Source organism: Ornithinibacillus proteolyticus (assembly GCF_039581225.1).
Lineage (GTDB): Bacteria > Bacillota > Bacilli > Bacillales > Amphibacillaceae > Ornithinibacillus > Ornithinibacillus massiliensis.
The window spans coordinates 1-25,753 of sequence record NZ_JBCPXV010000005.1 but is presented as its reverse complement, the minus strand read 5'-3'; the positions used below and the strand labels follow the sequence as shown (position 1 = coordinate 25,753).

Here is a 25,753-nt window from a genome sequence, read left to right as displayed (position 1 = left end):
CCAGCCGCCCGACGGTAAAGAAGACACTGCGAGGTCTTTTCGAGCAGATGTCGCACTTATGCTGTGATGAAGTGTAAAGAAGACACTGCGAGGTCTTTTCGAGCAGATGTCGCACTTATGCTGTGATGAAGTGTAAAGAAGACACTGCGAGGTTTTCTCGAGCAGGTGTCGCCCCTGTACTGGAAGCAACCGCAAGTATATTTCCGGGGCGGGTTTGATGCGCTAACTTTAATGTTCGGTATATCCTATGTGTAATAGTATTGTCCCAGCTTTTTTTCACTTAAATTATATTTTAACATTTCAAAATTTTTGTTATAATAATTGGAAATAAGCTAAGGGAGTTGATGAGGTGAAGCGAGAGGATCTAATTGCTCCTATGGACTATAACATAGTGATGGAAATGGAGAAGCATGTGCAGCACGAAAACAGAAAAGCGTTAATTTGGGAAGACGAAGAAGTTAGAAAACGGGAAATTACATATGGTCAACTCATGAAAAACGTGAATAAAATTGGAAACGTTTTCCTGGAAAGTGAATTAAAAAAAGGTGATAAGCTTCTCGTCATGATTCCACGTAGAATTGAAGCTTATGAGGTTTATTTAGCGGCCTTAAAGGCTGGCATTATAGTTGTTCCTAGTTCCGAAATGCTAACAACGAATGATTTACAATACCGGATAAGCCACGGAGAAGTAAATGGTGTGGTAAGTTATCATACTTTTACCGAGCAATATAAAGATCTTCATGAATATGACTCTCTTATAAAGTTTGCAGTCGGCAGACCAGTCGATAATTGGTATTTTCTCGATGGGCTGATGGAGGATTCATCGCCTTGGTTAGAAGAGGCAGCTACAACAAGAGATGACACGGCTTTTATCTCTTATACATCTGGTACTACTGGCAACCCTAAAGGCGTTGTGCATACCCATGGCTGGGGATTTGCTCACCTTAAAACAGCTCCAGAAAATTGGCTATGTGTAAAAGCTGGAGATAAGGTCTGGGCTACAGCAGGACCTGGCTGGCAAAAGTGGATATGGAGTCCATTCTTATCGGTTCTAGGTATGGGGGCTACAGGCTTTATTTATAATGGAAGATTTAACGCAGAAAAATATTTAAGTTTATTAGAAGAAAATAAGATTAATGTCCTCTGTTGCACACCAACAGAGTATCGCCTAATGGCTAAGGTTGATGATTTAAGTAGATATCAGCTAACACATCTTCATAGTGCTGTTTCTGCTGGTGAACCATTAAATGTGGAAGTGATTAATACATTCCGTACCTACTTCAATGTGACCGTTAGGGATGGCTACGGACAAACAGAAAACACATTATTACTAGGTGTCATGAAAAACATGGAGGTTAAACCAGGTTCCATGGGTAAACCAACACCTGGGAATGATGTAGAAATTATAGATGAATTTGGTGAACCAGTAGGAGTCAATGTAGTTGGTGATATCGCTGTTCGTTTAAACAGTCCTGCTTTGTTTAAAGCGTACTATAAAGATGCAGAACGTACTAATGCTTCACGGCGAGGGGATTTTTATATAACAGGAGATCAAGCTCGAAAAGACGAGGACGGATATTTCTGGTTTGAAGGTCGTAGTGACGATATCATCATTAGCTCAGGTTACACGATCGGACCATTCGAGGTCGAAGATGCTCTAGTGAAACACCCACATGTCCAGGAGTGTGCTGTTGTAGCAAGTCCGGATGCGGTACGAGGAAGTATTGTAAAAGCCTTCGTTGTTCTAAAACCAAATGTTCAAGAAGAACCAGGTCAATTAACGAAGGAATTACAAGAGCATGTTAAATCATTAACCGCACCTTATAAATACCCTAGGGAAATAGAGTTTATAAAAGAATTGCCCAAAACTATCTCTGGGAAGATTAGACGGGTAGAATTAAGGAAGAAAGAAATAGAACGGAAGGTATCACAATAGCAGCCGATTGGCTGCTATTTTTTATGGAAAAAGGGATAGAATTACTGAATGGATGAATTAGATTAGCGCATTGGCAGTGAGGAGGGTTCTATTATTAAATAAGGGGATATAGCGATAGAAAGTGAGTGACACAGTATGAACGATGGTTTTAGAGAGGACCTACAAACCGGTATGATATAGGTTCACTATTGCCTCTCAAAAAAATGGAACAAAATACTTGAAAGTCAAAAAAGGTCAGAGTATAATAAAATCACAAGGTCAAAGATAGTCAAAGTCAAATTTGATCTTATTGATATTTAATTATCGGGAGGAATGGAAAATGAAATGTCAAAAATGTGGTGTAAATGAAGCGAACATTAATATGGCAATGCAAATGAATCATGAAAAGATGCAGATGCACCTTTGCAATTCATGTTTCCGTGAAATCCAAGAAAATATGATGAATGCAAATGGATTTTTCTCTAATCCTTTTGATGGAGAAAATGATGCATTTGCAGATAACTTTTTCCAAAATAATGGTTCAGCATATTCTAATACATCAACCAAAACAAAGCAAAAAAGAACGAAGCGAAATGGCTTGCTTGATCAACTAGGAAGAAACTTAACCGACGCTGCTCGCGCTGGTGAAATTGACCCAGTAATTGGTCGTGATCAGGAAGTTAAACGTGTTATTGAAACATTAAATAGAAGAAATAAAAATAACCCGGTTCTTATTGGTGAACCAGGTGTTGGTAAAACAGCTATCGCTGAGGGACTAGCTCTAAAAATAGCAGAAGGTCAAGTACCTGCGAAATTAATTCATAAAGAAGTCTATATTTTAGACGTTGCATCGCTAGTCGCAAACACAGGCGTCCGTGGTCAGTTTGAGGAACGCATGAAACAGTTAATTAAGGAATTACAAGAACGCAAAGAAACGATTCTTTTCATCGACGAAATTCATCAAGTAGTAGGTGCTGGAACGGCAGAAGGATCTCAAATGGATGCAGGTAATATTCTAAAACCAGCTTTAGCTCGCGGGGAATTACAAATCATCGGAGCAACTACGTTGAAAGAATATCGAAAAATTGAGAAGGATGCCGCTCTGGAACGTCGCTTCCAACCTATTATCGTGAAGGAGCCATCTGTTGAAGAATCAATTCAAATTCTAAATGGGATTAAAGATCGTTATGAAAGATTCCATGAAGTTCGTTACTCAGAAGAAGCTATTCATGCATTTGTCACATTGTCTGCACGTTATATTCAAGACCGTTTCTTACCAGACAAAGCGATTGACTTAATGGATGAAGTTGGTTCCCGTTTAAACCTAGCTAATTCACAAAAAGATTCTAGCTCTATTCAACGACGAATCGACGAAATCGTGAAGGAGAAGGAAGCTGCAGCTGAACAAGAAGATTATGAACGTGCAGCAAACTTACGCTACCAAGAAATCCAGTTACAAAAGCAGCTTGAAAAGGCTAAAGGTAAAGAGCAAGTCATCGATGTAGATATTTCCGATATCCAACTAATTGTAGAAGAGAAAACAGGTATTCCTGTAACAAAACTACAAGCAGATGAGCAAGCGAAAATGAAAAATATCGGTGATAACCTTCGTAAGAAAGTAATTGGTCAAGATGAAGCAGTGGATAATGTGGCAAAAGCAATTCGCAGAAGTCGTGCCGGACTTAAATCTAAATACCGTCCAATTGGATCATTCTTATTTGTAGGTCCAACCGGTGTCGGTAAAACAGAACTTACAAAAGCACTAGCAGAAGAATTATTTGGTACAAGAGATGCAATGATTCGTTTAGATATGAGTGAGTATATGGAGAAACACTCTGTTTCTAAAATTATCGGTGCACCTCCAGGATATGTAGGTCATGATGAAGCAGGACAATTAACAGAACAAGTTCGTCGTAGCCCATATTCCATCATCTTATTGGATGAAATTGAAAAAGCACACCCAGATGTGCAAAACATGTTCCTACAAATTATGGAGGATGGTCATCTAACAGACTCACAAGGTAGGAAAGTAAGCTTTAAAGATACCGTTATTATAATGACAAGTAACGCTGGAACAGGTATGAAATCAATTACAGTTGGTTTCAATAAAGATAAGCACGAATCAGTATCCACATTGGAAAACTTAAGCTCATACTTTAAGCCAGAGTTCTTAAACCGATTTGATGCAATCATTAACTTCAATGAGTTAACAGAAGAAAATCTAATGAGCATTATCGATTTAATGTTAGCTGAGTTAACGGAAGTAATTAAAGAAAATAACATGGAAATTACCATCACTAATGAAGCGAAAAAAGCCCTAGTTAAGATTGGTTATGATCCTAAATTTGGTGCACGCCCATTACGCCGTGTTATCCAGGATAAAATTGAAGATCCATTAACAGACTTACTTTTGGAAGAGGAAAACGTGAATAAAGTTCATGTTTCTGTGAAAAATGGTGAGGTAGTAGTGAATAAAGCGTAAACAGATAAGATGCATTGGTCAAAGTCCAATGCGTCTTATTATTTATATATCGGATGAATTTTCGTTCTTCGTTTTATGACTTAATTTATTTTTTCAAATATGCATTCTCAAGAAACTGTATTTCAACATTTTCTATGTCACACATATTAAATGCTGTTTCGTATTTCCTTTGAATAGAAGATACAAGTTCATCATATTGTTCTTTAGGAATAGATTGTTGCCAAGCAAATTGAAAAGAGAACAGGGTATCTTTCTTCTTTTCATTTGGAGTAAATGCCATATTTTCCTTTGTTGCATAACTATTACCATGTGCTGCTAAGTTGAGCAGTAATACTTCAATTATCTTTTGCTCACGTTCATTAAAGTCATGGTCCGGTTTAGACACCGTAACATCAACCATTGCAATATTTATAGTCATCTCCACCTTTAGTTGTTAATCTGTATATACCTCAAAAGAATGTAGTGTGTTACTCATCATCAATTCCCCCTTTTATCCGATATACTAGTATTCGACAAGAATTTTCAAAATCCTTCATTTTAAGTAATATTTTTGCGACGAAGCACAGTCAATGAGAATTTATAGCATAGGCGACAAAGGATACATAAATATTTCGCTTAGAAACGTGAAAGGATAGTAATGAACTCTTTTACAAAGGATGTATCATTCATGCTGCGACCAACTAGAATTCTCTCCTACTTCTTAATATTCTTCCTTATTTTTGCGACAGACGGTGTACCAGTTCATAGTCATCATGCACCGAAAATGGAAGTGCATTTTATAAATGTTGGACAAGGGGATAGTATCTATATAAAGACCCCAAATAAAAAGCATATATTAATTGATGGTGGTCCACCAATGGCAGGCAAAAAAGTAGTCCGTTATTTGAAAGGACTAGGGATTGATAAAATTGATTTAATGATAGCTACCCATCCAGATCGTGATCATATTGGTGGGCTTCCAGCAGTAATGAAGGAATTTAAGGTAAAAGAAATATTAGATTCTGGAAAGCTTCATATTACCCGGGCATATGCGAATTATATAAATGAAGTTCGTAAGCAGGAAATTCCGTTAAAGGTTGCGAAAGCAGGCAAGGAATTGCCAATTGATACACTCTTGGATATTCGAATCCTTAATGCGCACGGCAAGCATAAAAATAATAATCAATCCTCGATTGCTTTAAAGCTCAGCTATAATGACATCGACTTTTTATTGCTGGGAGATATAGAAGATGCCCAAGAGAAAAAAATAGCTGCTAAGTATGATGTACGTGCTGAAATAATTAAAATTGCGCATCATGGTTCAAAAACAAGTAGCTCTGAAAATTTTCTAGAGTTAGTAGAACCTGATATTGCGGTGATAACCTATAGTAAATATAATGACTATGGTCATCCTGTTAACCGAGTGATTAAGAAACTAGTGGAAATGGAAACGAATATATACTCCACTGCAGTTTATGGAGATTTGGTTATCCATACAGAAGGAGAAGACTATATAATATTTCCGCAAAAAGCACCCATACAAGGCATATTAGAGCGTAGCTAAAGAGACAGTCCCACTGAAAAGGTGTGAGACTGTCTCTTTTTTATGGGCTCTTTTATTAATTAAGTTTAATTTTTTCAAAATAATGTTGACAATAAACCTTCAATGCTATATGGTTAGTTACATAAGTAATGAACCATTTAACGAAGGAGCTTAAACATGAAGAATCATTTGGATGATAATAGACCCATATTCCTTCAAATAAAAGAACAACTAGAAGATTCCATCATAAATGACTCCATTAAGGCAGGGGAACGGGTGCCATCTACGAATGAGTTTGCAGCATTTTATAAGATAAATCCAGCTACTGCAGCAAAGGGGATTAATGAACTCGTAGCGGAAGGGATTTTATTCAAACGAAGGGGTGTAGGGATGTTTGTGACAGACAATGCGAAGGAGATTTTGATTGAAAAACGAAAGCAGACATTTTATGAGAACTTTATTCTCCCATTAAGGGAAGAGGCAAAAAAGCTACGAATAAGTGAAAAGGATTTAATGAGAATGATGGAGGGGGAACACGATTATGAAAATTGAGGTTAAGAATTTAACGAAGCAATACGGGAATAAACGAGCATTAGATTCTATATCTTTTATGCTTAATGAGCCGAAGATATATGGCTTACTTGGTCGGAATGGTGCTGGAAAAACTACCTTTATGGAAATATTAGCTGGTCAAATTTTATCAACAAGTGGAGAGATTCTGATTGATGGTGAAAAACCGTTTGATAATCAGAAACTAACAGAATCCATTTGCTTAATTAAAGAAGGTCACAATTTTAAAAAGGATTTGACTATAAAGCATGTCCTAAAGATTAGCTCATACTTTTACCCTAATTGGGATCAATCATTAGCATTAGAGTTGGTGAAGGAATATAACTTGGATTTAAAAGCTAAGGTAAAAGCCTTATCAAAAGGGATGGAGTCTGCTCTTGGGATTATTGTTGGTTTAGCTAGTAAAGCACAGGTAACGGTGTTTGATGAACCGTATATTGGACTTGATGCAGCGGCACGAAAGAAGTTCTACGAAATTCTTCTAGAAGAATATGAAAAAGAGCCAAGAACGATTATTTTTTCCACCCATTTAATCGATGAGGTTAGTTTAATGTTTGAAGAAGTCCTCATTATTCAAGATGGAAAACTTGCATTACAGGAAGATGCAGACGTGCTACGAAACAGTGCATGTGCAGTTTCTGGGACGGAAGAATTAGTAGATAATTTCATTCAAGATAAAGAAGTGATCATGACGAAAAAGCTTGCAGGTATGATGACAGCATATGTAGTAGGGCATTCAGAGGATGCAATAGCAGCTGGATTATCAGTTGAAGGTGTACCGATTCAAGAATTAATGATCTATCTTACGGAAAGAAAAGGAGCGTAATCATGAATAAACAGATTAAAGGTTTACTATATTTCTATATTAGTGACATCCGCCATAACATTCTCATATTTTGGTCGATTTTATTATTTATGCTATTAGTCTCTCTTGCTTTTGGAGTGTACCTATTAGGTGTAGAAGATGGCATGTTAGCATTTGGCTTTCCGTTTGCAATTTACTTTTATTGCTTGGTCATAGGATTTACAAGGGTAAAGGAGAGCATTCCTTTTTCCATTAAAATGGGAGCAACTCGTAAGAACATCTTAATTAGTATGGGTATTTATTTCTTAATCATTGCCACGGTACAATCTCTCGTTGCAAATACGATTCAAGAAGTCGTGCTACTTCTTACAAAGAATGCAAATATCACATCTTTTATGTTTCTACATCCAGCAATGATAATAGAAGACAATTGGCTAAATCGGTTATTGATTGACATTAGTGTCATGTTTTTCCTGCTATCCTTTATGTTCGTCATGGGCCTACTATTCTATAAATATGGTCTTGCTGGTGGAGGACTCGTTGCTGGGGTTCTGGTCATATTGCTACTATTTGGAATTGCTAAAGGCTGGGTTTATGATATTATTGTCGAGTTCGTAAATCAAGTAAATATAGTATTTTTCTATCAAATGTTCGGGATCGGTTTATTGTTCTTTTTACTTTCCTTTGTGTTTGTCAGAAGAATTACAATAGAGAAGAGAAGATAAACAACAGGGGACATCCTGACGATAACGACAGGATGTCCCCTTCCTATTTATCCAGCCATTTCTTTCCGTTTAAATAGCTGTCCTGAAACAAGAATTAATACGATTGAAATCGCTAGTGTGATCACCCCGGTTAAAATTAATTCGGAATGTAATTCGCCAGTACTGATTGACTCGATAATGTAAGTAGATAAGTTATTCGGGCTCCAATCCAAAATATGCTGGAAGATCTGGGTTACGATACTCATCACCATAATCGTTAAAATGGTAAAGAACAGAACTAAACCTGAAGATTTAATTACTGTGTTATAAAAAATGGTCAGTGAAACCACAAGGGTTAACCATAAGCCATAGAAAATATATGTGATAAGAAAATCGCTGAAGGATATTGTCCCAAATAAAAGATTAATATAGTACCAGCTAACTAATAAGGCTAACAACAGCGATACCCATACTAATAGTAAATAGGAAGCCCATTTAGCTGTAATATAGTTCATATAATGTACAGGCTTAACTAAGATAAGCTCGGAAATACCACTTTTCCGTTCTCCAGCTATTGTTCCCATTGCAATTAAGACTACTACTAGTACTCCTAAAAAACTTAACTGTGAAAGACTCATCATCATGACCTCTGGCGGTGCAAATTCAGGTAGTTCAAATGTAGTACCCTCAGGAACCCCACCGACAGAATCAATAATTTGCGGCAAGTAGTATGTCGTTAATGGATCCATTATGGATATTAAAATCATCACTAATGGAACCCAAATCCACTTCTTATTTCGCCAATTCTCTAGCAGCTCTTTTTGAAATAATGTCATCCATTGCATTACGATTTCACCACCCTCATAAACATATCCTCTAGTGAGGCTTGATTGATTGAAAATGTTGTGATTGGCCAATTCTCTTTAGTAGCTGTGGCTAGAATTTCATCACGTGCACTTTTTACCTCGGAGGCAGTAATGAAAAGCGTGTTCCGTTCTTGTTTTGTACTCATTATAGTTTCTAGATTGTTTAGCTTTTCTTGGTAAAGGCTTAAATCTCCTTCCACCTGCAACTCGATTATCGTAGTTTGATATTTTTTACGTAATTCTGCTATCGAACCAGATTCAATGATTTGTCCTTGATGAAGTAAGATTAGTTCATCACTTACCTCCTCAGCATCATTTAAGATATGAGTAGAAAATAAAATGGTCATTTCTTCTTTTAATTTTTCCATTAGAACTAATACTTCTCTTCTGCCAAGCGGATCAAGCGATGCGACCGGTTCATCTAAGATTAATAGTTTCGGGCGGTGAATAATAGCTTGTGCGATACCTAGTCGCTGCTTCATCCCTCCAGAGTAGCGACCAATTCGCTCGTTCTTAGCTTCATCCGAAATCCCGACTATCTTTAATAGCTCATCTGCCCTTTTTTTCGCCTCTTCTTTAGTGAGCTTTGCTAATTTCCCACTGTAAACTAAAAATTCCTTACCTGTCATCCAAGTGTGAAAAGCGGGATATTGCGGCAAGTATCCAATTTTATCGCGAATGTCATGGTTCTTTTCTTGATTCTCAAATTGAATAGTTCCGTCGGATGGTTTTAACAGTCCAGATAGTGCCCGTAATGTTGTCGTTTTACCTGCACCGTTAGGACCAATTAGGGCAATGCATTTGTTGTGACCAAACTCAAAGCTAATATGGTCCACGACGGTTTTGGAACCATATTTTTTAGTTAGATTATTTACTGTAAGTAAACTCATTTAACGTTGTCTCCTTCCAAAAATGAAGTAGATAATAGGTCCGACCATGCTAACAAAAACAATAATCAGTACCCATAACCATTTCGGGCCATTTGTTTCTCTTACTTTTACTAAGTCTACAATGGCAACAATTAATAAAATTAGCTGAATAATGAAGAACGGTGCAAGTATCGCCCAATTAATATCTCCCATAAAATCTCAACTCCCCCTGAACATAATAATAATTACATCCCTAACAACAGTGGAATGACTACTGCTAATAAAATTATCCCTAACATAATGCTCCATGCAAGTGGTCGTGCCCAATTAATAGTCCAACCAATTCCAAATCGCTTCTCTAAAAATAGCGCTGGGTCATTCGTGTTAAAGTAAAATATTCCTAGCTTCCAATTGGAATCATCATCCCGATTAATCACTTCTCCATTAGTACCAGTTGACACTTTTATTCTGCTACCACCCTGTCCTGTCGTGATTGCCAAGATGATTGCCCAAAGGGTGAGTATAGCTGTGAAAACTAGCGGTGAAATGGTAAGAATTGCTGGGTTAACTGAGAAAATAAAGGAAAACTGAATGAAAGCAAATAATAGTGTTAATCCGATCCCAGTAACAATAAGGTACATTGACCATCTTCTTCTGAAAATGATATTTTGTTGTAGGGATTCTTCTGGTTTTTCGGCACTAATCTGTTGCTTTGCTTTAGCAATCATAGTATTTAAAAACATAAATAACAGTGTTAAATAAAGACTCATGATTGGCATAGCAAGAAGGATGCGTGTCGATTTATCCTCCCAGTTCGTAACTTCACCGCTCATGTTATATTGAATTGGAATTTGCTCTGGTATACGGTCATAGAACATAAAGGTTATAGTAATCATCGCAAACGTTATGAGAAATGAAATAATAAACCAAGCATTGGAATGGATTAATTTATGACTTCTGAAATCAGTTGAGACGAATATTGCTTGCGCTTTTTCTTGGCCCCAGTTTTCGAGCTGCTTCAACCGTTTCATGGCTCGATGAAAATGTAAGTAGATAAAAAAGGTGCCAATTAGATATAGGAATATTAATAGAGAGAAGGAAAGAGCAAAAGTAATTTCATCTAAGTTATCAATAAAGCTTAGAACTAAAAAAAGTACGACTACTAAAATACTTGCTATTCCAGAAAACTGGACATATTGTTTGCGTAGCTTCTTGATGTTATCTAAATGATAAATCTCTTCTGGAATCGATACACCAAAGCTTTCTGTTTTTCGTGTCCAATATGGCATAAACATGGTTATGATGAAAACCGGAAGTAAAATAAGGAATAGATATATCATATTCATTTACGCAGAACCCCCTTGATAAGTTTCAAAAATCGTAGAACAAAGCCTTAAAAATTCCTCTTCACTAACATCCCGACATATTGATTCAGCAATGAGGGGACGCAAATTTTTCTCCAGCTGCTTCTTATAATTGGCATCGGCCTTAGGAACACCATCCGGATTCACAACAACTCCTTTTTGTCGGTGGATTAGAATAAATCCATCCTGCTTTAATTGTTGATACGCTTTATTAACAGTATGCAAATTTATTCCTATGTCAGAAGCAAGTGACCGAACAGATGGAAGTCCTTCACCAGGTGCAATTTCCTTACGAGCAATCCCTTCAATGATTTGATGGACTAACTGCTGATAAATTGGTTCATTCGATTCAAAATCTAGATTTATTAGCACATTGGAACACGCTCCTTTAGACTGGGAGAGTTCAAATCCCAGGTATTTTGTAATAGCATTAGTTCTAACTGTTATATTCATAGTATAACAGTTAGAACATGTATGTCAATAGAAAAAATCATTACAATTAGTTTATGGTGGAGGGGATAATATAAGAGAAGGTAATGGATAAAAGTACTTGGATTTTTAAATTGGAATGAACAATAGGGAGAGCATTTGATTAATTAATCTGGGATAGTATAGAAGAGACTAATTGCTGAATTTGTCCGAAATAGCATTTTAAAATAAACAGTAAAAGTAACGTTTAGGAAAAAAAGTTAGCCACAGGATTATCCACATGAAAATACGCTATTAATTAGGAAAAATTAAACTTATGCACATTATTCACAGTTAATTTGTGAGTGATAATCAACATGATCCTGTGTATAAATCAAGGGGAAACAGCGCTTTCTTTTTATTTATCCGCAAAAATGGCTTTGGTGTGTGTAACGTTTAGAATAGTGAGGCAAGGCTACACATAAACAGCTTAAGCATCTAAGAAAACAATTTGATGTAATAAATTTCATAGTATAAAATGGAACCAAGACTACGAGGGGGTGTAGGGGTTGAAGATTATCGTTCAATCATGTATTTTTTCTTTTGTCATTCATCTATTTTATATCGCCGGAACCATGTTAGTAGGGTACTTTCAAACGAAGAATTATCAACCTACCATTGCTGGGAATTGGGATATTGTAGAAACACTTCAAAATGAAGTAGCTTTTGGGATAGTGGGTTCACCTCTATACTTTCTTTTCACATTCCTCGGATTAGCACTGGTCTGTGCTTTAATACTTATTTCCTATAGAAAATTTGTTAGAACTAATAGATAGAGTATTCCTTATAGGAAAGGGAAAAAAAGGACCGAAGCTTAGCTTCGATCCCCTTTTTGCCTAGCGCGGTCTGCACGCTTAAACTCCTTTTGATACAATACTTCCTGCGTCTTGTTTAGAAACTTATCTCTTACTTCACGCTTTTCTCTCGCCGACATGGTCATCCCTCACTTTTATTCTTAGAATAACCATATCTGTAATATTTATGCAATTTTATACAACTTCATCATCAGCACTAGCTTCAAGGCTGGCAAATTGCTGATAGGATAGGTAATGCTCTTTAGAAATGGCAAAGATATCGTATATTTCTTCGTTCTTATTTACTTTTTGATATATTTCTGGGTAAATGGTGTTTCCTAAGGCTACATAAGGAAGTTTTAAAACGGCTTTTGTAGAGCGGAGATTTGTTTTTCGTACCTTCATGAAGATAGTCTCGATTTCATAATCAAAGAATAACTCATCGAAAAACTGCTCCTTAGCAAGTCGATTATACCCTTTCCCGAAATAAGGCTGGCCAATCCATGTTGCCAAAAAACCGTGATTCTGTTCGATATCAAACAGATTAATCGTACCAATTGCCTGCTGATATTCGTCTAAGATCGTCCTTGAGATTAACTCACCGCGTTCTTCTGCTTCAATTGTCTTCTTGGTGATGAAGTAAAACTCATCAGTAGTTGTTGCTTTATGTCTTACATATGGGAATACATCTGGGTGTGACATCAGTTCAAACAATACTGGCACCTCATGTAATTCACGCTTTTTTAGCATCAAAAAACCCTCCTTATTTATGCAGGAGGGTAACCAAAGAAAAGGAAACCTAGTTGGTAGCCCACCCGCGAATTTTTATTAAGATCAACAAAAATTCGGGGTGGGAATCGAACCCACTAGAACCAGTTAAAAAACTGGTGGCGCACCATTTGCCTTCCCCGTTATATTTTGCAATTTGGAAAGTATAATTTTCTTTCCTAGTTGCATTAGAAAAACTATCATAATCGCAAAAGAAAGAACGAATATGTGTTTTTAATCGTTTCGATTTGTAACAATACATATAATACTATGATTATCACTAAAATGGAACAACTTTTTCATCAAAAATATCGACAAAATTTGTTAATTTTTCTTTACATCAGCAAATAGTTGATTTAACGCTAATTCCAGCGTCGGATATGTGAATTGGAACCCGTTTTCGATTGCTTTATTTGGTAGCACATACTGTCCTTTCAACACAAGCTGACTCATCTCCCCGGTAACAGTATGGACTAAAAGCCCGGGTGTAGGGAACCAATAAGGACGTCGCAGACTCTTGGCAAGAATTTGATTAAATTCTTTATTCCGAGATGGAGTTGGAGCTGTCACATTAAGAGCAGCAGATATGTGTTCATTTTCGATAGTAAAAATCAACATATCCACGACATCATCTATATGAATCCAAGAGGTCCATTGCTCTCCTTTGCCAATCTTACCGCCGACAAATAATTTCGTAGGTAGTGACATCAGCGGTAATGCACCACCATCTCTCCCTAAAATCACACCGAACCGTGCAAACACTGTTCGAATAGCCATATCTTCCGCCTGTTTCGCTGTATTCTCCCATGCTACTACAACATCAGCTAAAAAATCATCCCCAGGCTTTTCTGTCTCTTCAGTAAACATGATTTCATTAGACACGCCATAGTAACCTACAGCAGACCCACTTATAAAGACTTCAGGTTTGACATCCATATTCTTCATGAGATGAATAATCTTTTGGGTGATTTCGATTCTACTAGATTTAATCTTTTTTTCTTTTTCTTCGTCCAGTAACCGAATAAGCTCTCGCCTGCAAGATTAATCACCCCATAAATAGGAGGAAGTTTTTTTGCGTCCTCAAATGTGATATATGTAGTATGTTCGGTATTGGTAAATTCCTCTGGGGTGCGGGTTAAGATATAGCTGTTATGATGGAGTAAGGTTAGCCTTTCAACAAGCTTTTTACCAACAAAACCAGTACCGCCCGTGATTAAAAAATTCATACAAATCTCCTCACTTTTGGTAATCTTATATTATGATCATGTTATGATGGACAAAAGAGGTGATGAAGTTGCCAGCAAAAATAAGCCGAATAACAACACAACAAAAGAGTAAACAACGTTATAATATTTATTTTGTTGAAGGTGACGGTGATAAGTATGCCTTTAGTGTAGACGAAGCAATCTTGGTGGAATTTGGACTCCGAAAGGGACTTGAGCTAGATGAAGCAACGATTGATCTCCTCATCCGAAAAGATACAATCCAAAAATCCTATCTGTTAGCAATCAATTATTTAAGCTTCCGTATGAGAACCAGACAGGAAATATATGATTATTTAGTGAAAAAGGAAGTAGAGCCCGAGCATATTATGATCATTATCGATCGTCTCACGAAGGAAGGATTGATTAATGATAAACAATTTGCTGAAGCCTTTACTTTAACTAGAATAAATACAACATCAAAGGGTCCTCTATTAGTAAAACGAGAATTAATAGAAAAAGGAGTTGCCCCATCAATTGCGGAAGAAGCTGTAACACTTTATAACTATGATACACAATTTGAGAAAGCAATGAAATGGGTAAACAAAAAAATAGGCTCCAGTAAGAAAGAATCCTTTAACAAAAAAATTGAGCAGCTCCGAACCACCCTAGTCCAAAAAGGATTTACATCCGATGTGATAGGCGAAGTTTTATTATCAGTAGTAGATGAGAAAGATAACACTGCAGAATGGGAATCACTAGTATACCAAGGCGAAAAGCTTGTCCGAAAACATTCCCCTAAAAAGTCAGGATATGAACTAAAAATGAAAGTAAAAGAAGGGTTATATCGTAAAGGATTTCAAATAGATTTAATCAATAAATTTATCGATGAAGAGATTGAAGCAGAATTTTAGGGACTTGCCAGGGAGCAAGTCTCTTGTTTTTTTAGGTATTGTAGATAGTTTAGGGGAAGATGCGCTTATGCGGGAGGAGGATGAGCCTGAGTGAGAAGTAGATGCGCCCAAGCGAAAGAAAGATAATCCCGAAAAGCGGAAGCATGATCCCGAGAGAGGAGAAGATACACCCAAACGAGAGAAAGATGAGCCCAAGAAGCTAAAGCATGAGCCCGAATGGGAATTAGATGTACCCAAGCGAAAGAAAGATAAGCCCAAAAAGTGGAAGCATAAGCCCGAGAGAGAAGAAGATACACCCAAACGAGAGAAGGATGAGCCCAAAAAGCGGAAGCATGATCCCAAGTGAGAAGTAGATGTGCCCAAGCGAAAGAAAAAGATAATCCCGAAAAACGGAAGGATGGTCCCGGATTGGAATTAGATGAGCCCAAACGAGAGAAGGATAGTCCAGAAAAGCGGAAGCATGATCCCGAGAGAGAAGTAGATGCGCCCAAGCGAAAGAAAGATAATCCCGAAAAGCGGAAGCATAAGCCCGAACGAGAATTAGATGCACCCAAACGAGAGAAGGATGGGCCCAAATAGCGGAAGCATGCGCCCAATTGAGAAAAGGATAATCCCAAAAACCTGAAACATACGCCCAAGTGAGAATTAGATAAGCCCAAATAAACCACACCCAAGCAAGAAAACCATCCCCCTCCAACCCCCACTCCAGCATCAGCCCCACGAAATTCCTCTACTTATCAATCACAATCTCTAAGCGGCCATCATCTTCCGCATAAATTTGTTTTGCTACAATCTCTGGACTTTTTAGACGTGAGGGATCGTCAACATGTTGAGATTTAGACCAGAATGGTGTGTTCATTCCGCCCATATAAACGGCGGTGATAGAGAAATTTTCCTCTTCCCATTCTTTTTGTAGGGATTCTGTGAAGCCTCGGATAGCGAATTTACTGGCGCAATAAAGAGATTCATTAACTTTTCCACGTATTCCTGCTGTAGAAATAATCGTTAGGATTCTCCCTTTACTTTTTCGGATAAGTGGAAGAGCAGCTTGTACGGCTAGTATAGTTCCTTTTACATTTGTATCTAAAGTAGTATCAATATCGTCAACTGTATAGTCTTCAATAGGTCCAAATACACCAGTGCCAGCATTATTAATGAAAACATCTAGCTCACCGATACGCTGAAAGGCAATTTGAATAGAAGCATCTTCTCTTACATCACAGAGAACAACTTCTGCGTCAAATCCATTTTGAATTAGTTGATGTTGAACAAGTTGTAACGGATTATTTCTCCGTCCTAATAAATACACGGTATACCCGTGCTTAGCATATTCGAATGCTAAGGCCTTCCCAAGCCCAGTACCAGCACCTGTAATTCCAACTGTCGGCATATATTTAGCCACCTTTTGTCTAATATTAATGTATAACCATTTTAATTGTCTTAAATTGTTGATAAAATGTAAAGTGAGTTGAAGGGGGACTAGCTAAATGAACTATCGGTATAGTGATTTATCTGTGGAGCAATTACTTGCTTTAGTAGGAGAATTTAAAGAAAAAGCCCAAAAGGCAGAACAATTAGGTAATATTAGTGAAGTTCAAATATATGAAAGAAAAATGCAATTAGCTTTAGCATATACATTAAATCCAGAAGACTTTAAACCAGGGAGCACATACGAGTTCCGTCATGACCCAGGTCACCGGTTTAAAATTAACTATTTAGAAGGGGTTTTTGCATGGGGGCATCGCATCAATCTATTGGATGAAGTATATGAAAAAGAAGAGGCAATTCCAATTTCTTTATTAGGGAAAAAATTAGATAACTAATAGACGAGAGCTCTGTTTAGTAAAGGAGCTCTTTTGATTTTAATAAAAATGGAGAGAAGCGGTAGAACTACGCTTCTCTCCTTGTTTACTAAACTGGACTATCGCCAACATATAATTTGTTTTGAAGCTTATGTTCTGAGAAAATCCAGCCTGTATAAGAGCTAATTATCTCGTGATCGTTATTGATTTGCACCACTGCAACAAATGGGTAAAATGTTTTAGAGCGATATCTTAAATCAATAAAACGTAACTCAGTATAGTCATCATATGCACTAATCTCCCAACGGTATATAGGAGAGAAGGATAAAAATGCAGATATATTTTTATCCTGCATGGCTATATCAATAATCGGGGAATTAGGTAATGGAACTTTTTCAAACTCATCCACAATTTCAATATGGCCATCTTCCACTATTCCGACGTAGAAATTAGTTGGTGTCGTAATGGCAACTCGCCAGTAATTTTGCTTTATGGTTGGGGAAGTTGCTATTTCCGTTGTATCTGGAATGAATTCATGGATAGTTTTAACAATTTCTTTTTTCTCCATATAACGCTTGATGTAATATAATATAATTACTGCGTAAATGATTAAAAAAGTAATGCCAGGATTTGCTCCTAAGACCCATGCCACTATCCCTGCCACATGTAGGGTGAAAATATAAGGATCAAAGGTATTGATGAAACCAAGGGCAATCCATTTATTTGTAAAAGGACGAAATGCTTGTGTACCATAAGCATTGAAAATATCTACAAACACATGTAGGAAAACCGCTAATGCTGTCCAACCCCATAGATGCCAGAAATTAGCTTGAGGAACAAACAAGTGGATAATCGTCGCGATTAAAATACCCCAAGTAATGACGGCAGGGACAGAATGGGTAACTCCTCGATGATGTCTAATATAGGTTGCATTATTACGTAATTTTAATACAGTATCGAAATCTGGTGCATGTGAACCAATAATTGTACCGACTAGGACTGCGTTGAATAAGACCGGATCATTACTCACGGCCGGGTCGAGCGTTGCTAGGCCTGCTAAGGCAACCCCCATAACAATGTGGGTTCCAGTATCCAAATCGAATTCCTCCTATAGAATCTAGTTTGAGGTTTAAAATTTTTCAGTGTGTTTTTAGTGTACCATAAAGGAAGTGGTTATATGACAGTTCAGGATAATCCGTTACAGAATTTTAATATTTCTGCATTTCAAAATGATCTTTTAGCTTGGTATTATACAAACAAGCGAGACTTACCATGGCGACAGGATCAAGACCCCTATAAAGTTTGGGTATCAGAAATTATGCTGCAACAAACAAAAGTGGATACAGTGATTCCGTATTTTAATAATTTTATTGAAAAATTTCCTACAGTATATGATTTAGCAGCTGCTGAGGAGCAGGCGGTATTAAAGGCTTGGGAAGGGTTAGGATATTACTCCCGCGCCCGTAATTTACAACATGCAGTGCGCGAAGTAGTGGAAAATTACGGCGGGACAGTTCCTAATGATCCGAAGCAATTAGAAGGATTAAAGGGAATAGGATCTTATACAAAGGGCGCAATTCTTTCTATTGCCTATAATCAACCAGAACCTGCAGTTGATGGAAATGTGATGCGTGTGTTCTCTCGAGTACTCAATATTGATGATGATATAGCTTTACCTAAAACAAAGAAGTTATTTGAATCGGTTACAAGAGAAGTTATCTCACACGAGGATCCCTCATCCTTTAACCAAGCAATTATGGATCTTGGAGCAACCATTTGTACCCCAAAATCCCCTGCATGTTTAGTATGTCCCGTACAAGAGTACTGTGAAGCATTTAAACTAGGCGTTGAGCAACAATTACCGATAAAAACAAAAGCTAAAAAGAATAAAAAAATGCCATATGCAGTGTTATTACTACGAAATGAAGAAGGTAAAGTTGCTATCGAGCAACGACCGGAAGAAGGCTTGTTGGCTAATCTTTGGCAATTCCCGATGGTTCCATTGCAAGAGCTTGAAATGGAATTAGTAGAAAATTGGTTCTTCACCCATTATGGGGTAAGAGTTAAATTAGGAAAAAAACAAGGGGAATTAAAGCATGTATTTTCACATTTAACATGGGAGCTAGGTATATATCCAGCAGTCTTAATGGAACAGGCAGAACAGGTTACCAGTCTTACATTTGTGGAGGAAGAAGAGCTAGGACATTATCCATTCCCAGTTTCTCATCAAAAGATGATGCAGTTCTTATAAGAAATATACTGGAGAAAAACTTCCAAAATATACTATTGAATTACCTTCATAATTACACCTCTATCTGGAAATAGTATTTATTGTTGGAGGTGATAATAATGGCTAAAAATCCTAACAAAACTGTTTCTGGTACTAACGTACAAGAAGTAAAACAGCAAAACGCGCAATCTAAAGCAGGTCAAGGACAATTTGGTACAGAATTTGCTTCTGAAACAAATGCTCAAGAAGTTAAACAGCAAAATCAACAATCTCAAGCTAATAAAAAATAACGATTTACCCTCGAAGTAATGAAGAGCTTCCTATCTCCCGGAGGCTCTTCTTTTTGCTTATCACATTGCTAAATGCTTTATATTTTATTTGACACCCCTTATAATAGATAGAAAAAGTTAGACAAATTGTCGATTTATAGGATGTGTAAATAAATTATATCCAACGGTTAAGTAATTAGAATGGGAAGGGATTAGATGGTAGCTCCGAGGGCTGGTACAGATTTAAAAATTCAAAGCTATAAACATAATGGCAACTTGCATCGTGTTTGGGAAAGCACGATTGTGTTGAAAGGAACGGAACAGGTTGTAATCGGGGCTAATGATAAGACAAATGTATTAGAAAGTGATGGGCGTACCTGGATTACAAGAGAGCCTGCTATATGTTACTTCCATTCCAAGCATTGGTTTAATATAATCGGTATGCTTCGTGATGATGGTATTCATTATTATTGTAATATTAGCTCTCCATTTGTTTATGAAGAAAATGCAATAAAGTACATTGATTATGATTTAGATTTAAAGGTTTATCCAGATATGACGTTTGATTTATTAGATGAAGATGAATATCAAGTTCATAGGGATGAAATGAATTACCCTGGGGTATTAGACCGAATTTTATACAATAATATGGCAGAACTACAGCATTGGATACAGCAGCGAAAAGGACCGTTTTCACCTGGTTTTGTTGATCAATGGTACGAACGATTTCTTACATATAGATTTTAAGTGCAAATAGGTCATGATAACCTTGTTACATGTGTAGCAAGGGTTTTGCTTTTTTTTATAGGGAAAGCATAATAACCGTGGCATGCAACATAAACAATACTATTGTATTCCGTTTTTTACAAAAGAAGTTAGAGAACAATAATTCTAGAAAAAAACAAACAGAAAGTTGATGTATTATGAGCAGTATAAAGCAATTCATGGGGTATGTTAAACCGTATAAATGGAAAATTATCGTTACGATTGTTATTGGGATTGTGAAGTTTGTAATACCACTATTAATTCCATTAATCATGAAATACGTCATTGATGACATTATTGGTCATGAGACATGGGGGACTAATGAAAAACTAACCAACCTCTTCTGGATTATGGGTGGAGCATTCGTCATTTTTCTAGTTCTTCGTCCACCAATTGAATATTATCGTCAATACTTTGCCCAGTGGGTAGGGAATAAAATCCTTTATGATATAAGAGATAAGCTATTCGACCACTTGCAAAAATTGAGCTTAAGATACTATTCTACGACAAAAACCGGCGAAATAATTTCCCGGGTAATAAATGATGTCGAACAAACCAAGAATTTCGTTATCACGGGTTTAATGAATATATGGCTCGATTTAATAACAATATTTATTGCCATTGGTATTATGTTATCGATGGATGTTGGTTTAACGATAGTTTCGATTATTTTATTCCCGATATTTGGCATTTCCATCAAATATTTTTATGGGAAGTTACGTCGCCTAACAAGGGAACGTTCCCAAGCATTAGCAGAGGTACAAGGACATTTACACGAGAGAGTACAGGGTGTTCCGGTTACCCGCAGCTTTGCATTAGAGGAATATGAGCAAAAGGAATTCGATAAAGAAAATAGTAAGTTTTTAAATAAAGCATTAGAGCATACGACTTGGAATGCTAAGACCTTCGCCGTAACCAATACAATCACCGATTTAGCGCCATTATTAGTAATAACGTATTCGGGTTATCAGGTAATCGTTGGTAATTTAACATTAGGTACCATGGTAGCATTCTTTGCTTATTTAGAAAGGGTCTATAGTCCATTACGTAGATTGATAAACTCATCTACTGTACTTATCCAATCGATTGCTTCTATCGACCGTGTATTTGAATTTATGAATGAAAAATATGATATTGTCGATAAACCAAATGCAGTCAAAGCAGGTCGTGTTCACGGCGATATTGAGTTTGATCAAGTATCCTTCCAATATGACGATGAAGGTACTGTGCTGAAGAATATTAACTTGCAGGTTCACCAAGGTGAAACAATTGCCCTTGTCGGTATGAGTGGTGGGGGTAAATCAACATTAATCAGTTTGATTCCACGTTTTTATGATGTAACCGGAGGATCGATAAAAGTGGATGGAATCGATATCCGTGACTATGAAGCAAGATCACTTCGTAACAATATCGGTATGGTACTTCAGGATAATATATTATTTGGGGATACGGTAGCTAGGAATATTCGCATGGGGAACCCGCATGCAACAGATGAAGAGGTTATGGAAGCGGCTAAAGCTGCCAATGCCCATGATTTCATTATGGAACTACCACAAGGATATGATACATTAGTAGGTGAGCGTGGTGTGAAGCTATCTGGAGGACAAAAGCAGCGTATAGCAATTGCTCGCGTTTTCTTGAAGAATCCACCAATCCTTATCTTTGATGAAGCGACTTCTGCGCTAGATTTAGAGAGTGAGCATACGATACAGGAAGCAATGGAAAAATTAGCCTCCGATCGAACAACATTTATTGTTGCCCACCGACTGGCAACTATTACTCATGCGGATAGAATTGTCGTAATCGAAAATGGGGAAATAACGGAAGTAGGATCGCATACGGAACTTATGGAATCAAAGGGAAGTTATTATGATTTATATCAAGTACAACACTTTGATGATTAATGGAAATAATTGTTCCTAGAAAGAGAAACTTTTTATGTGTATCATACGTATGAAATAGAAGTACGTTAAATGGTAAAGGGGGTGAATACAGATGATGCTAGATTTTCTATTTGAATTCTTTGGTGATTTTTCACCATTTTATCTATATGTAAGTGTATTACTTTCCGCTATATATGTTATTCGTTGGTTCCCTGAATTTGAATTCTTTTTCAATAAGCAGGTGGATATAAGAAATCACTACCGATTATATGGTAATTTTGAGCCTGTACTGCATCAAGTGAATGAATTTGTAGAGAGGCGTAATTGGTTAGCGATTATTACGAAACGAATCGAAGTACCGGATGACGATGAAGAAGGAGCTCTTTCCTCATTTTATAAATTTGTTAAAAAACGAGGAGGAGCACAATGGAAAAACAATCTGTATTCACTAACTTTAAGAAAATCAGCCTTTTCGGAGGCATTTTACTCATAATATTTCTAGCTGGATGTTCTGGGAATAGTTCATCCGAGTCAACAGGATGGTTTAATCACATTTTTGTAGACAGCTTTTCTATCTTAATAAAATCTATTGCAGTATTCTTTCATGATAATTACGGTCTTTCTATTATTATCATCACCGTATTAATTCGAATAGTCATTATGCCGTTTATGATTAAACAAACAAAGAATAGTATGCAAATGCAAGATAAAATGAAAATTATCAAGCCTGAAATGGAAGAGATTCAGGCTAAATATAAAGATAAAAAAGACCCTGAATCACAAAGAAAGCTTCAACTCGAAATGATGCAGCTCTATCAAAAGCATAATTTCAATCCACTTTCATCTTTTAGTGGTTGCTTACCGATGCTTATTCAGCTTCCATTTCTAATTGGATTCTACTATGCTATTCGCCAAACACCAGAAATAGCAACCCATTCATTCCTCTGGTTTAACTTAGGAGAAACGGATTACATCATGGTTGCTATTGCTGTATTGGTTTATTTCATTCAGTATAAGGTGTCACAAATTGGACTTGATCCAAAGATGAAAAAGCAGATGGCATTAATTGGATTGATATCCCCAATTATGATAGGAATTATCTCACTAAATACGCTAGCTGCTTTACCATTGTATTGGACAGTTGGAGGATTCATCGTGATTATACAGACCTTAATTTCAAAAAGAATATATTTAGCTCATAAGCGACAACAGGAAGATTAATGAGAAAGCCACCAATAAATCATGGATGATGTTATTGGTGGCTTTTGTTTTTATTGTAAAATGTGACAGAGTACTACAATGTTACTCGTCGGCTTCTATATAAAATCCATCTTTAAAAGTGGTTAAGGCAACTGTATGTCCATCTTTTTCGTAAATTCTCCTAGAGCCCATTTGATCTACTTGCTTCCAGCCAAACGGTTTTACATGCTCTACATAAAGTGTATTGATTCCGATGAAATTAAAAGAAATTTCATGGTCACTGTACTTCTTTTCAACCTGTGCAATGATTGGAATTGGAAAACTTTGTACAGTGGCATGTCTCTAACTTCCAAAAACGAGTACGAAAAGAAATAGGAGAATAATTCCGCTTCTTATTAACTGCCTTCTTGAGTTCATTTGTTTCCACTACATGTACTAACCTATGAGTGTGTTTTTCCGAAATAACACTAACTTAAATAGAAAGCTAAGATGCAAATAGATTAAGGCAGGAACGATTCCTATTAGTAAAGTCGGTAAAATGGTACTGCTTGAAATACTACCTTGGCTAATGGAGAAGATAAACATGGTAACGATTCCGCCTAATGCATATACAATAATCGATAGTAAATATTCTTGTAGTAAGCTACTTATTTTTAATTTCTCAAGTAGATATACATCGACAATGTAGGAGCATATAGATCCAGCTATTAGAAAAATCGGGAGGGAAATAAGAAAAGCAAAGAAGAAGTAGTCAAATAAAACGAATCCAATAATTAATGCACTAAATATGGTTGCTAAAGATTTCTGAAGGAAATACATGGAAAGCACCTCTATTTTTAGAAAATTAACACAATATTGATAAGAAGAATATACCATATTGGAGTATGAAAAAAGACACTTGTGGTTAATTTTTCACAAGTGTCTTATGGATTAGTTAGAAGTCATTTCTTTAAAGGCATTACCTACTGCTTCAATTGTTTGATCGATATCAGCTTCTGTATGCTCTGTTGTAATAAACCAAGCTTCATATTTCGATGGAGCAAGATTGATTCCTTGGTTCAGCATTAGTTTAAAGAACGTAGCGAATTGTTCGCCATCACTCGCTTCCGCACCCTCATAATCCGTAATTGTATCCGTACTTCCAAAGTACACAGTTAAAGCACCACGTAGCCTATTAATGGAAAGTGTCATTCCAAATTGTTTTGCTTTTTCTAGTATTCCTTTTTCTAGGTGGGCACCAAGCTTGTCCAGTCTTTCATAAACACCATCTTGTTTTAACACTTCTAAACAAGCAATTCCTGCTGACATGGAAGCTGGGTTTCCTGCCATTGTACCAGCTTGATAGGCAGGTCCAAGTGGTGCAACCTGTTCCATAATATCCTTACGACCACCATAAGCTCCAATTGGTAGTCCACCACCGATAATTTTACCCATTGCTGTCATATCAGGTTCAATTCCATAGACTTGTTGTGCACTTCCATAGGTAAAGCGAAAAGCAGTGATTACCTCATCATAAATGACAAGTGCTCCAGCCTCATGGGTTAGCTCATTTACTGCTTGTAAGAAACCTTCTTTAGGCTCAACGATACCGAAGTTCCCTACAATTGGTTCCACTAGAACACAAGCCAGCTGATCGCCCCATTTATCCAACGCATCCTTATAAGCATCAATATCATTAAACGGAACGGTTATCACATCTTGTGCAACCGATACAGGAATACCAGCAGAGTCTGGTGTACCTAATGTTGATGGTCCTGAACCAGCTTGTACAAGTACAGCATCAAAGTGGCCGTGATAGCTCCCTGCAAATTTAATCACTTTCGTACGACCAGTGTATGCTCTAGCTACCCGAATAGTTGTCATGACAGCCTCTGTACCAGAATTAGTGAAACGAACCTTTTCCAATGATGGAATGGCTTCTTTTAACATTTTGGCAAACTGATTTTCTAATGGAGTAGGTGTGCCGTATAGGACCCCATTTTCCGCTGCCTTTTTAATAGCTTCTGTAATATGTGGATGTGCATGACCAGTAATAATCGGGCCATAAGCTGCTAAATAGTCAATATACTTATTGCCATCAACGTCCCAGAAATATGCTCCCTTAGCACGTTCCATATAAACAGGCGATCCACCTCCAACCGCTTTATAAGCTCGAGATGGTGAATTTACTCCACCAACAATATGTTGTTGCGCTTCTTCATGAAGTGCTTCAGATTTAGTAAAGTTCATCATTTTCCTCCCTCAATAAAGTTAATTTTTCTTCCAAATACTCGCGTATTCTCAATATTTTATAAACACTAGTTAGTTGACACACCTTATAGATAGTTAAAAATTGAAAGTAATTCAATTTATTTACAGGTT

Annotated in this window: 28 protein-coding genes and 1 pseudogene; 16 read left to right on the top strand and 13 right to left on the bottom strand. The window is 36.9% G+C overall.

The features are described 5' to 3' along the window. The first annotated feature begins 349 nt into the window (after positions 1-349). On the top strand, positions 350-1,936 hold the full coding sequence (gene mbcS, locus AAIB49_RS04070; protein WP_343457293.1) for an acyl-CoA synthetase MbcS: 1,587 nt from the start codon (positions 350-352) through the stop codon (positions 1,934-1,936). Positions 1,937-2,255: 319 nt separating this feature from the next. Continuing rightward, positions 2,256-4,397, top strand: a complete 2,142-nt coding sequence (locus tag AAIB49_RS04065; protein ID WP_343457292.1) for an ATP-dependent Clp protease ATP-binding subunit — start codon at positions 2,256-2,258, stop codon at positions 4,395-4,397. 85 nt (positions 4,398-4,482) lie between these two features. Here AAIB49_RS04065 and AAIB49_RS04060 read toward each other — a convergent pair whose 3' ends face one another. Next, entirely contained in the window at positions 4,483-4,815 is a 333-nt protein-coding gene (locus AAIB49_RS04060; protein ID WP_186868865.1) for a hypothetical protein, read from the bottom strand. Positions 4,816-5,064: 249 nt separating this feature from the next. Between AAIB49_RS04060 and AAIB49_RS04055 the strand changes: the two genes are divergently transcribed. The 4 genes from AAIB49_RS04055 to AAIB49_RS04040 all read left to right on the top strand — a co-directional run bounded on the left by AAIB49_RS04055 (position 5,065) and on the right by AAIB49_RS04040 (position 8,019). Continuing rightward, positions 5,065-5,940: a ComEC/Rec2 family competence protein gene (locus AAIB49_RS04055; RefSeq protein ID WP_343457291.1), complete on the top strand. Its 876-nt coding sequence runs from the start codon at positions 5,065-5,067 to the stop codon at positions 5,938-5,940. A 156-nt stretch (positions 5,941-6,096) separates the two neighbouring features. Continuing rightward, entirely contained in the window at positions 6,097-6,471 is a 375-nt protein-coding gene (locus AAIB49_RS04050; RefSeq protein ID WP_211742057.1) for a GntR family transcriptional regulator, read from the top strand. Further along, a complete protein-coding gene (locus AAIB49_RS04045) occupies positions 6,461-7,315 on the top strand; it encodes an ABC transporter ATP-binding protein (RefSeq protein ID WP_343457290.1) in 855 nt (284 codons plus the stop codon). Before AAIB49_RS04050 ends, AAIB49_RS04045 begins: the two co-directional genes overlap by 11 nt. Before the next feature lie 2 nt (positions 7,316-7,317). Continuing rightward, on the top strand, positions 7,318-8,019 hold the full coding sequence (locus AAIB49_RS04040) for a hypothetical protein (protein WP_339216799.1): 702 nt from the start codon (positions 7,318-7,320) through the stop codon (positions 8,017-8,019). A gap of 47 nt (positions 8,020-8,066) precedes the next feature. On the opposite strand, the gene AAIB49_RS04035 is transcribed toward AAIB49_RS04040, so the two are convergent. Genes AAIB49_RS04035 through AAIB49_RS04015 form a run of 5 tightly spaced genes read right to left on the bottom strand, consistent with a single transcriptional unit; the run spans position 8,067 to position 11,469 of the window. Then, positions 8,067-8,843, bottom strand: coding sequence for an ABC transporter permease (locus AAIB49_RS04035; protein ID WP_343457289.1), 777 nt, complete (start codon positions 8,841-8,843; stop codon positions 8,067-8,069). Beyond that, positions 8,843-9,754, bottom strand: coding sequence for an ABC transporter ATP-binding protein (locus tag AAIB49_RS04030; RefSeq protein WP_339216795.1), 912 nt, complete (start codon positions 9,752-9,754; stop codon positions 8,843-8,845). The genes AAIB49_RS04035 and AAIB49_RS04030 overlap by 1 nt, the downstream gene beginning before the upstream one ends. Continuing rightward, positions 9,755-9,946, bottom strand: a complete 192-nt coding sequence (locus tag AAIB49_RS04025) for a PLDc N-terminal domain-containing protein (RefSeq protein ID WP_186868859.1) — start codon at positions 9,944-9,946, stop codon at positions 9,755-9,757. A gap of 32 nt (positions 9,947-9,978) precedes the next feature. Further along, on the bottom strand, positions 9,979-11,079 hold the full coding sequence (locus AAIB49_RS04020; RefSeq protein ID WP_343457288.1) for a DUF1648 domain-containing protein: 1,101 nt from the start codon (positions 11,077-11,079) through the stop codon (positions 9,979-9,981). Then, a complete protein-coding gene (locus AAIB49_RS04015; protein ID WP_186868857.1) occupies positions 11,080-11,469 on the bottom strand; it encodes a GntR family transcriptional regulator in 390 nt (129 codons plus the stop codon). A gap of 605 nt (positions 11,470-12,074) precedes the next feature. Between AAIB49_RS04015 and AAIB49_RS04010 the strand changes: the two genes are divergently transcribed. Further along, entirely contained in the window at positions 12,075-12,341 is a 267-nt protein-coding gene (locus AAIB49_RS04010) for a hypothetical protein (protein WP_339216792.1), read from the top strand. Between the two features lie 38 nt (positions 12,342-12,379). Here AAIB49_RS04010 and AAIB49_RS04005 read toward each other — a convergent pair whose 3' ends face one another. From AAIB49_RS04005 to AAIB49_RS03995, 3 genes and pseudogenes are all read right to left on the bottom strand, one after another. After that, complete coding sequence (locus tag AAIB49_RS04005; protein ID WP_339216791.1) at positions 12,380-12,499, bottom strand: YfhE family protein; 120 nt, start codon at positions 12,497-12,499, stop codon at positions 12,380-12,382. A gap of 55 nt (positions 12,500-12,554) precedes the next feature. Further along, the gene (locus AAIB49_RS04000) at positions 12,555-13,109 is read right to left on the bottom strand and encodes a GNAT family N-acetyltransferase (protein WP_339216789.1); all 555 of its coding nucleotides are present in this window, start codon (positions 13,107-13,109) and stop codon (positions 12,555-12,557) included. Positions 13,110-13,451: 342 nt separating this feature from the next. Continuing rightward, positions 13,452-14,353: pseudogene (locus tag AAIB49_RS03995) on the bottom strand (TIGR01777 family oxidoreductase). Positions 14,354-14,421: 68 nt separating this feature from the next. Between AAIB49_RS03995 and recX the strand changes: the two are divergent. Beyond that, positions 14,422-15,243, top strand: coding sequence for a recombination regulator RecX (gene recX, locus AAIB49_RS03985; RefSeq protein WP_339216785.1), 822 nt, complete (start codon positions 14,422-14,424; stop codon positions 15,241-15,243). Positions 15,244-15,585: 342 nt separating this feature from the next. Further along, positions 15,586-15,822, top strand: coding sequence for a hypothetical protein (locus AAIB49_RS03980; protein ID WP_339216783.1), 237 nt, complete (start codon positions 15,586-15,588; stop codon positions 15,820-15,822). A gap of 151 nt (positions 15,823-15,973) precedes the next feature. On the opposite strand, the gene AAIB49_RS03975 is transcribed toward AAIB49_RS03980, so the two are convergent. After that, on the bottom strand, positions 15,974-16,633 hold the full coding sequence (locus tag AAIB49_RS03975; protein ID WP_343457286.1) for an SDR family NAD(P)-dependent oxidoreductase: 660 nt from the start codon (positions 16,631-16,633) through the stop codon (positions 15,974-15,976). Positions 16,634-16,730: 97 nt separating this feature from the next. Between AAIB49_RS03975 and AAIB49_RS03970 the strand changes: the two genes are divergently transcribed. Beyond that, positions 16,731-17,066, top strand: coding sequence for a YfhH family protein (locus AAIB49_RS03970; protein WP_186868850.1), 336 nt, complete (start codon positions 16,731-16,733; stop codon positions 17,064-17,066). A gap of 88 nt (positions 17,067-17,154) precedes the next feature. On the opposite strand, the gene AAIB49_RS03965 is transcribed toward AAIB49_RS03970, so the two are convergent. After that, the gene (locus tag AAIB49_RS03965; RefSeq protein ID WP_343457285.1) at positions 17,155-18,141 is read right to left on the bottom strand and encodes a metal-dependent hydrolase; all 987 of its coding nucleotides are present in this window, start codon (positions 18,139-18,141) and stop codon (positions 17,155-17,157) included. Positions 18,142-18,222: 81 nt separating this feature from the next. On the opposite strand from AAIB49_RS03965, the gene mutY reads away from it, so the two are divergent. The 6 genes from mutY to yidC all read left to right on the top strand — a co-directional run bounded on the left by mutY (position 18,223) and on the right by yidC (position 23,413). Beyond that, positions 18,223-19,296 (top strand): A/G-specific adenine glycosylase, encoded by a 1,074-nt coding sequence (gene mutY / locus AAIB49_RS03960; RefSeq protein WP_343457284.1) that lies wholly within the window; start codon positions 18,223-18,225, stop codon positions 19,294-19,296. Between the two features lie 98 nt (positions 19,297-19,394). After that, complete coding sequence (locus tag AAIB49_RS03955) at positions 19,395-19,565, top strand: gamma-type small acid-soluble spore protein (protein ID WP_339216775.1); 171 nt, start codon at positions 19,395-19,397, stop codon at positions 19,563-19,565. A gap of 195 nt (positions 19,566-19,760) precedes the next feature. After that, positions 19,761-20,291, top strand: a complete 531-nt coding sequence (gene ntdP / locus AAIB49_RS03950) for a nucleoside tri-diphosphate phosphatase (RefSeq protein WP_339216773.1) — start codon at positions 19,761-19,763, stop codon at positions 20,289-20,291. Positions 20,292-20,467: 176 nt separating this feature from the next. Continuing rightward, complete coding sequence (locus AAIB49_RS03945; protein WP_339216771.1) at positions 20,468-22,213, top strand: ABC transporter ATP-binding protein; 1,746 nt, start codon at positions 20,468-20,470, stop codon at positions 22,211-22,213. A gap of 91 nt (positions 22,214-22,304) precedes the next feature. Continuing rightward, entirely contained in the window at positions 22,305-22,685 is a 381-nt protein-coding gene (locus tag AAIB49_RS03940) for a hypothetical protein (protein WP_339216769.1), read from the top strand. Further along, positions 22,619-23,413, top strand: a complete 795-nt coding sequence (yidC, locus tag AAIB49_RS03935) for a membrane protein insertase YidC (RefSeq protein WP_339216767.1) — start codon at positions 22,619-22,621, stop codon at positions 23,411-23,413. The genes AAIB49_RS03940 and yidC overlap by 67 nt, the downstream gene beginning before the upstream one ends. A 414-nt stretch (positions 23,414-23,827) precedes the next feature. Here yidC and AAIB49_RS03930 read toward each other — a convergent pair whose 3' ends face one another. Together AAIB49_RS03930 and AAIB49_RS03925 are read right to left on the bottom strand one after the other, a co-directional pair. Next, on the bottom strand, positions 23,828-24,211 hold the full coding sequence (locus AAIB49_RS03930) for a hypothetical protein (RefSeq protein WP_343457282.1): 384 nt from the start codon (positions 24,209-24,211) through the stop codon (positions 23,828-23,830). 111 nt (positions 24,212-24,322) lie between these two features. Further along, positions 24,323-25,621, bottom strand: a complete 1,299-nt coding sequence (locus AAIB49_RS03925; RefSeq protein ID WP_339216763.1) for a glutamate-1-semialdehyde 2,1-aminomutase — start codon at positions 25,619-25,621, stop codon at positions 24,323-24,325. Positions 25,622-25,753: the final 132 nt, after the last annotated feature.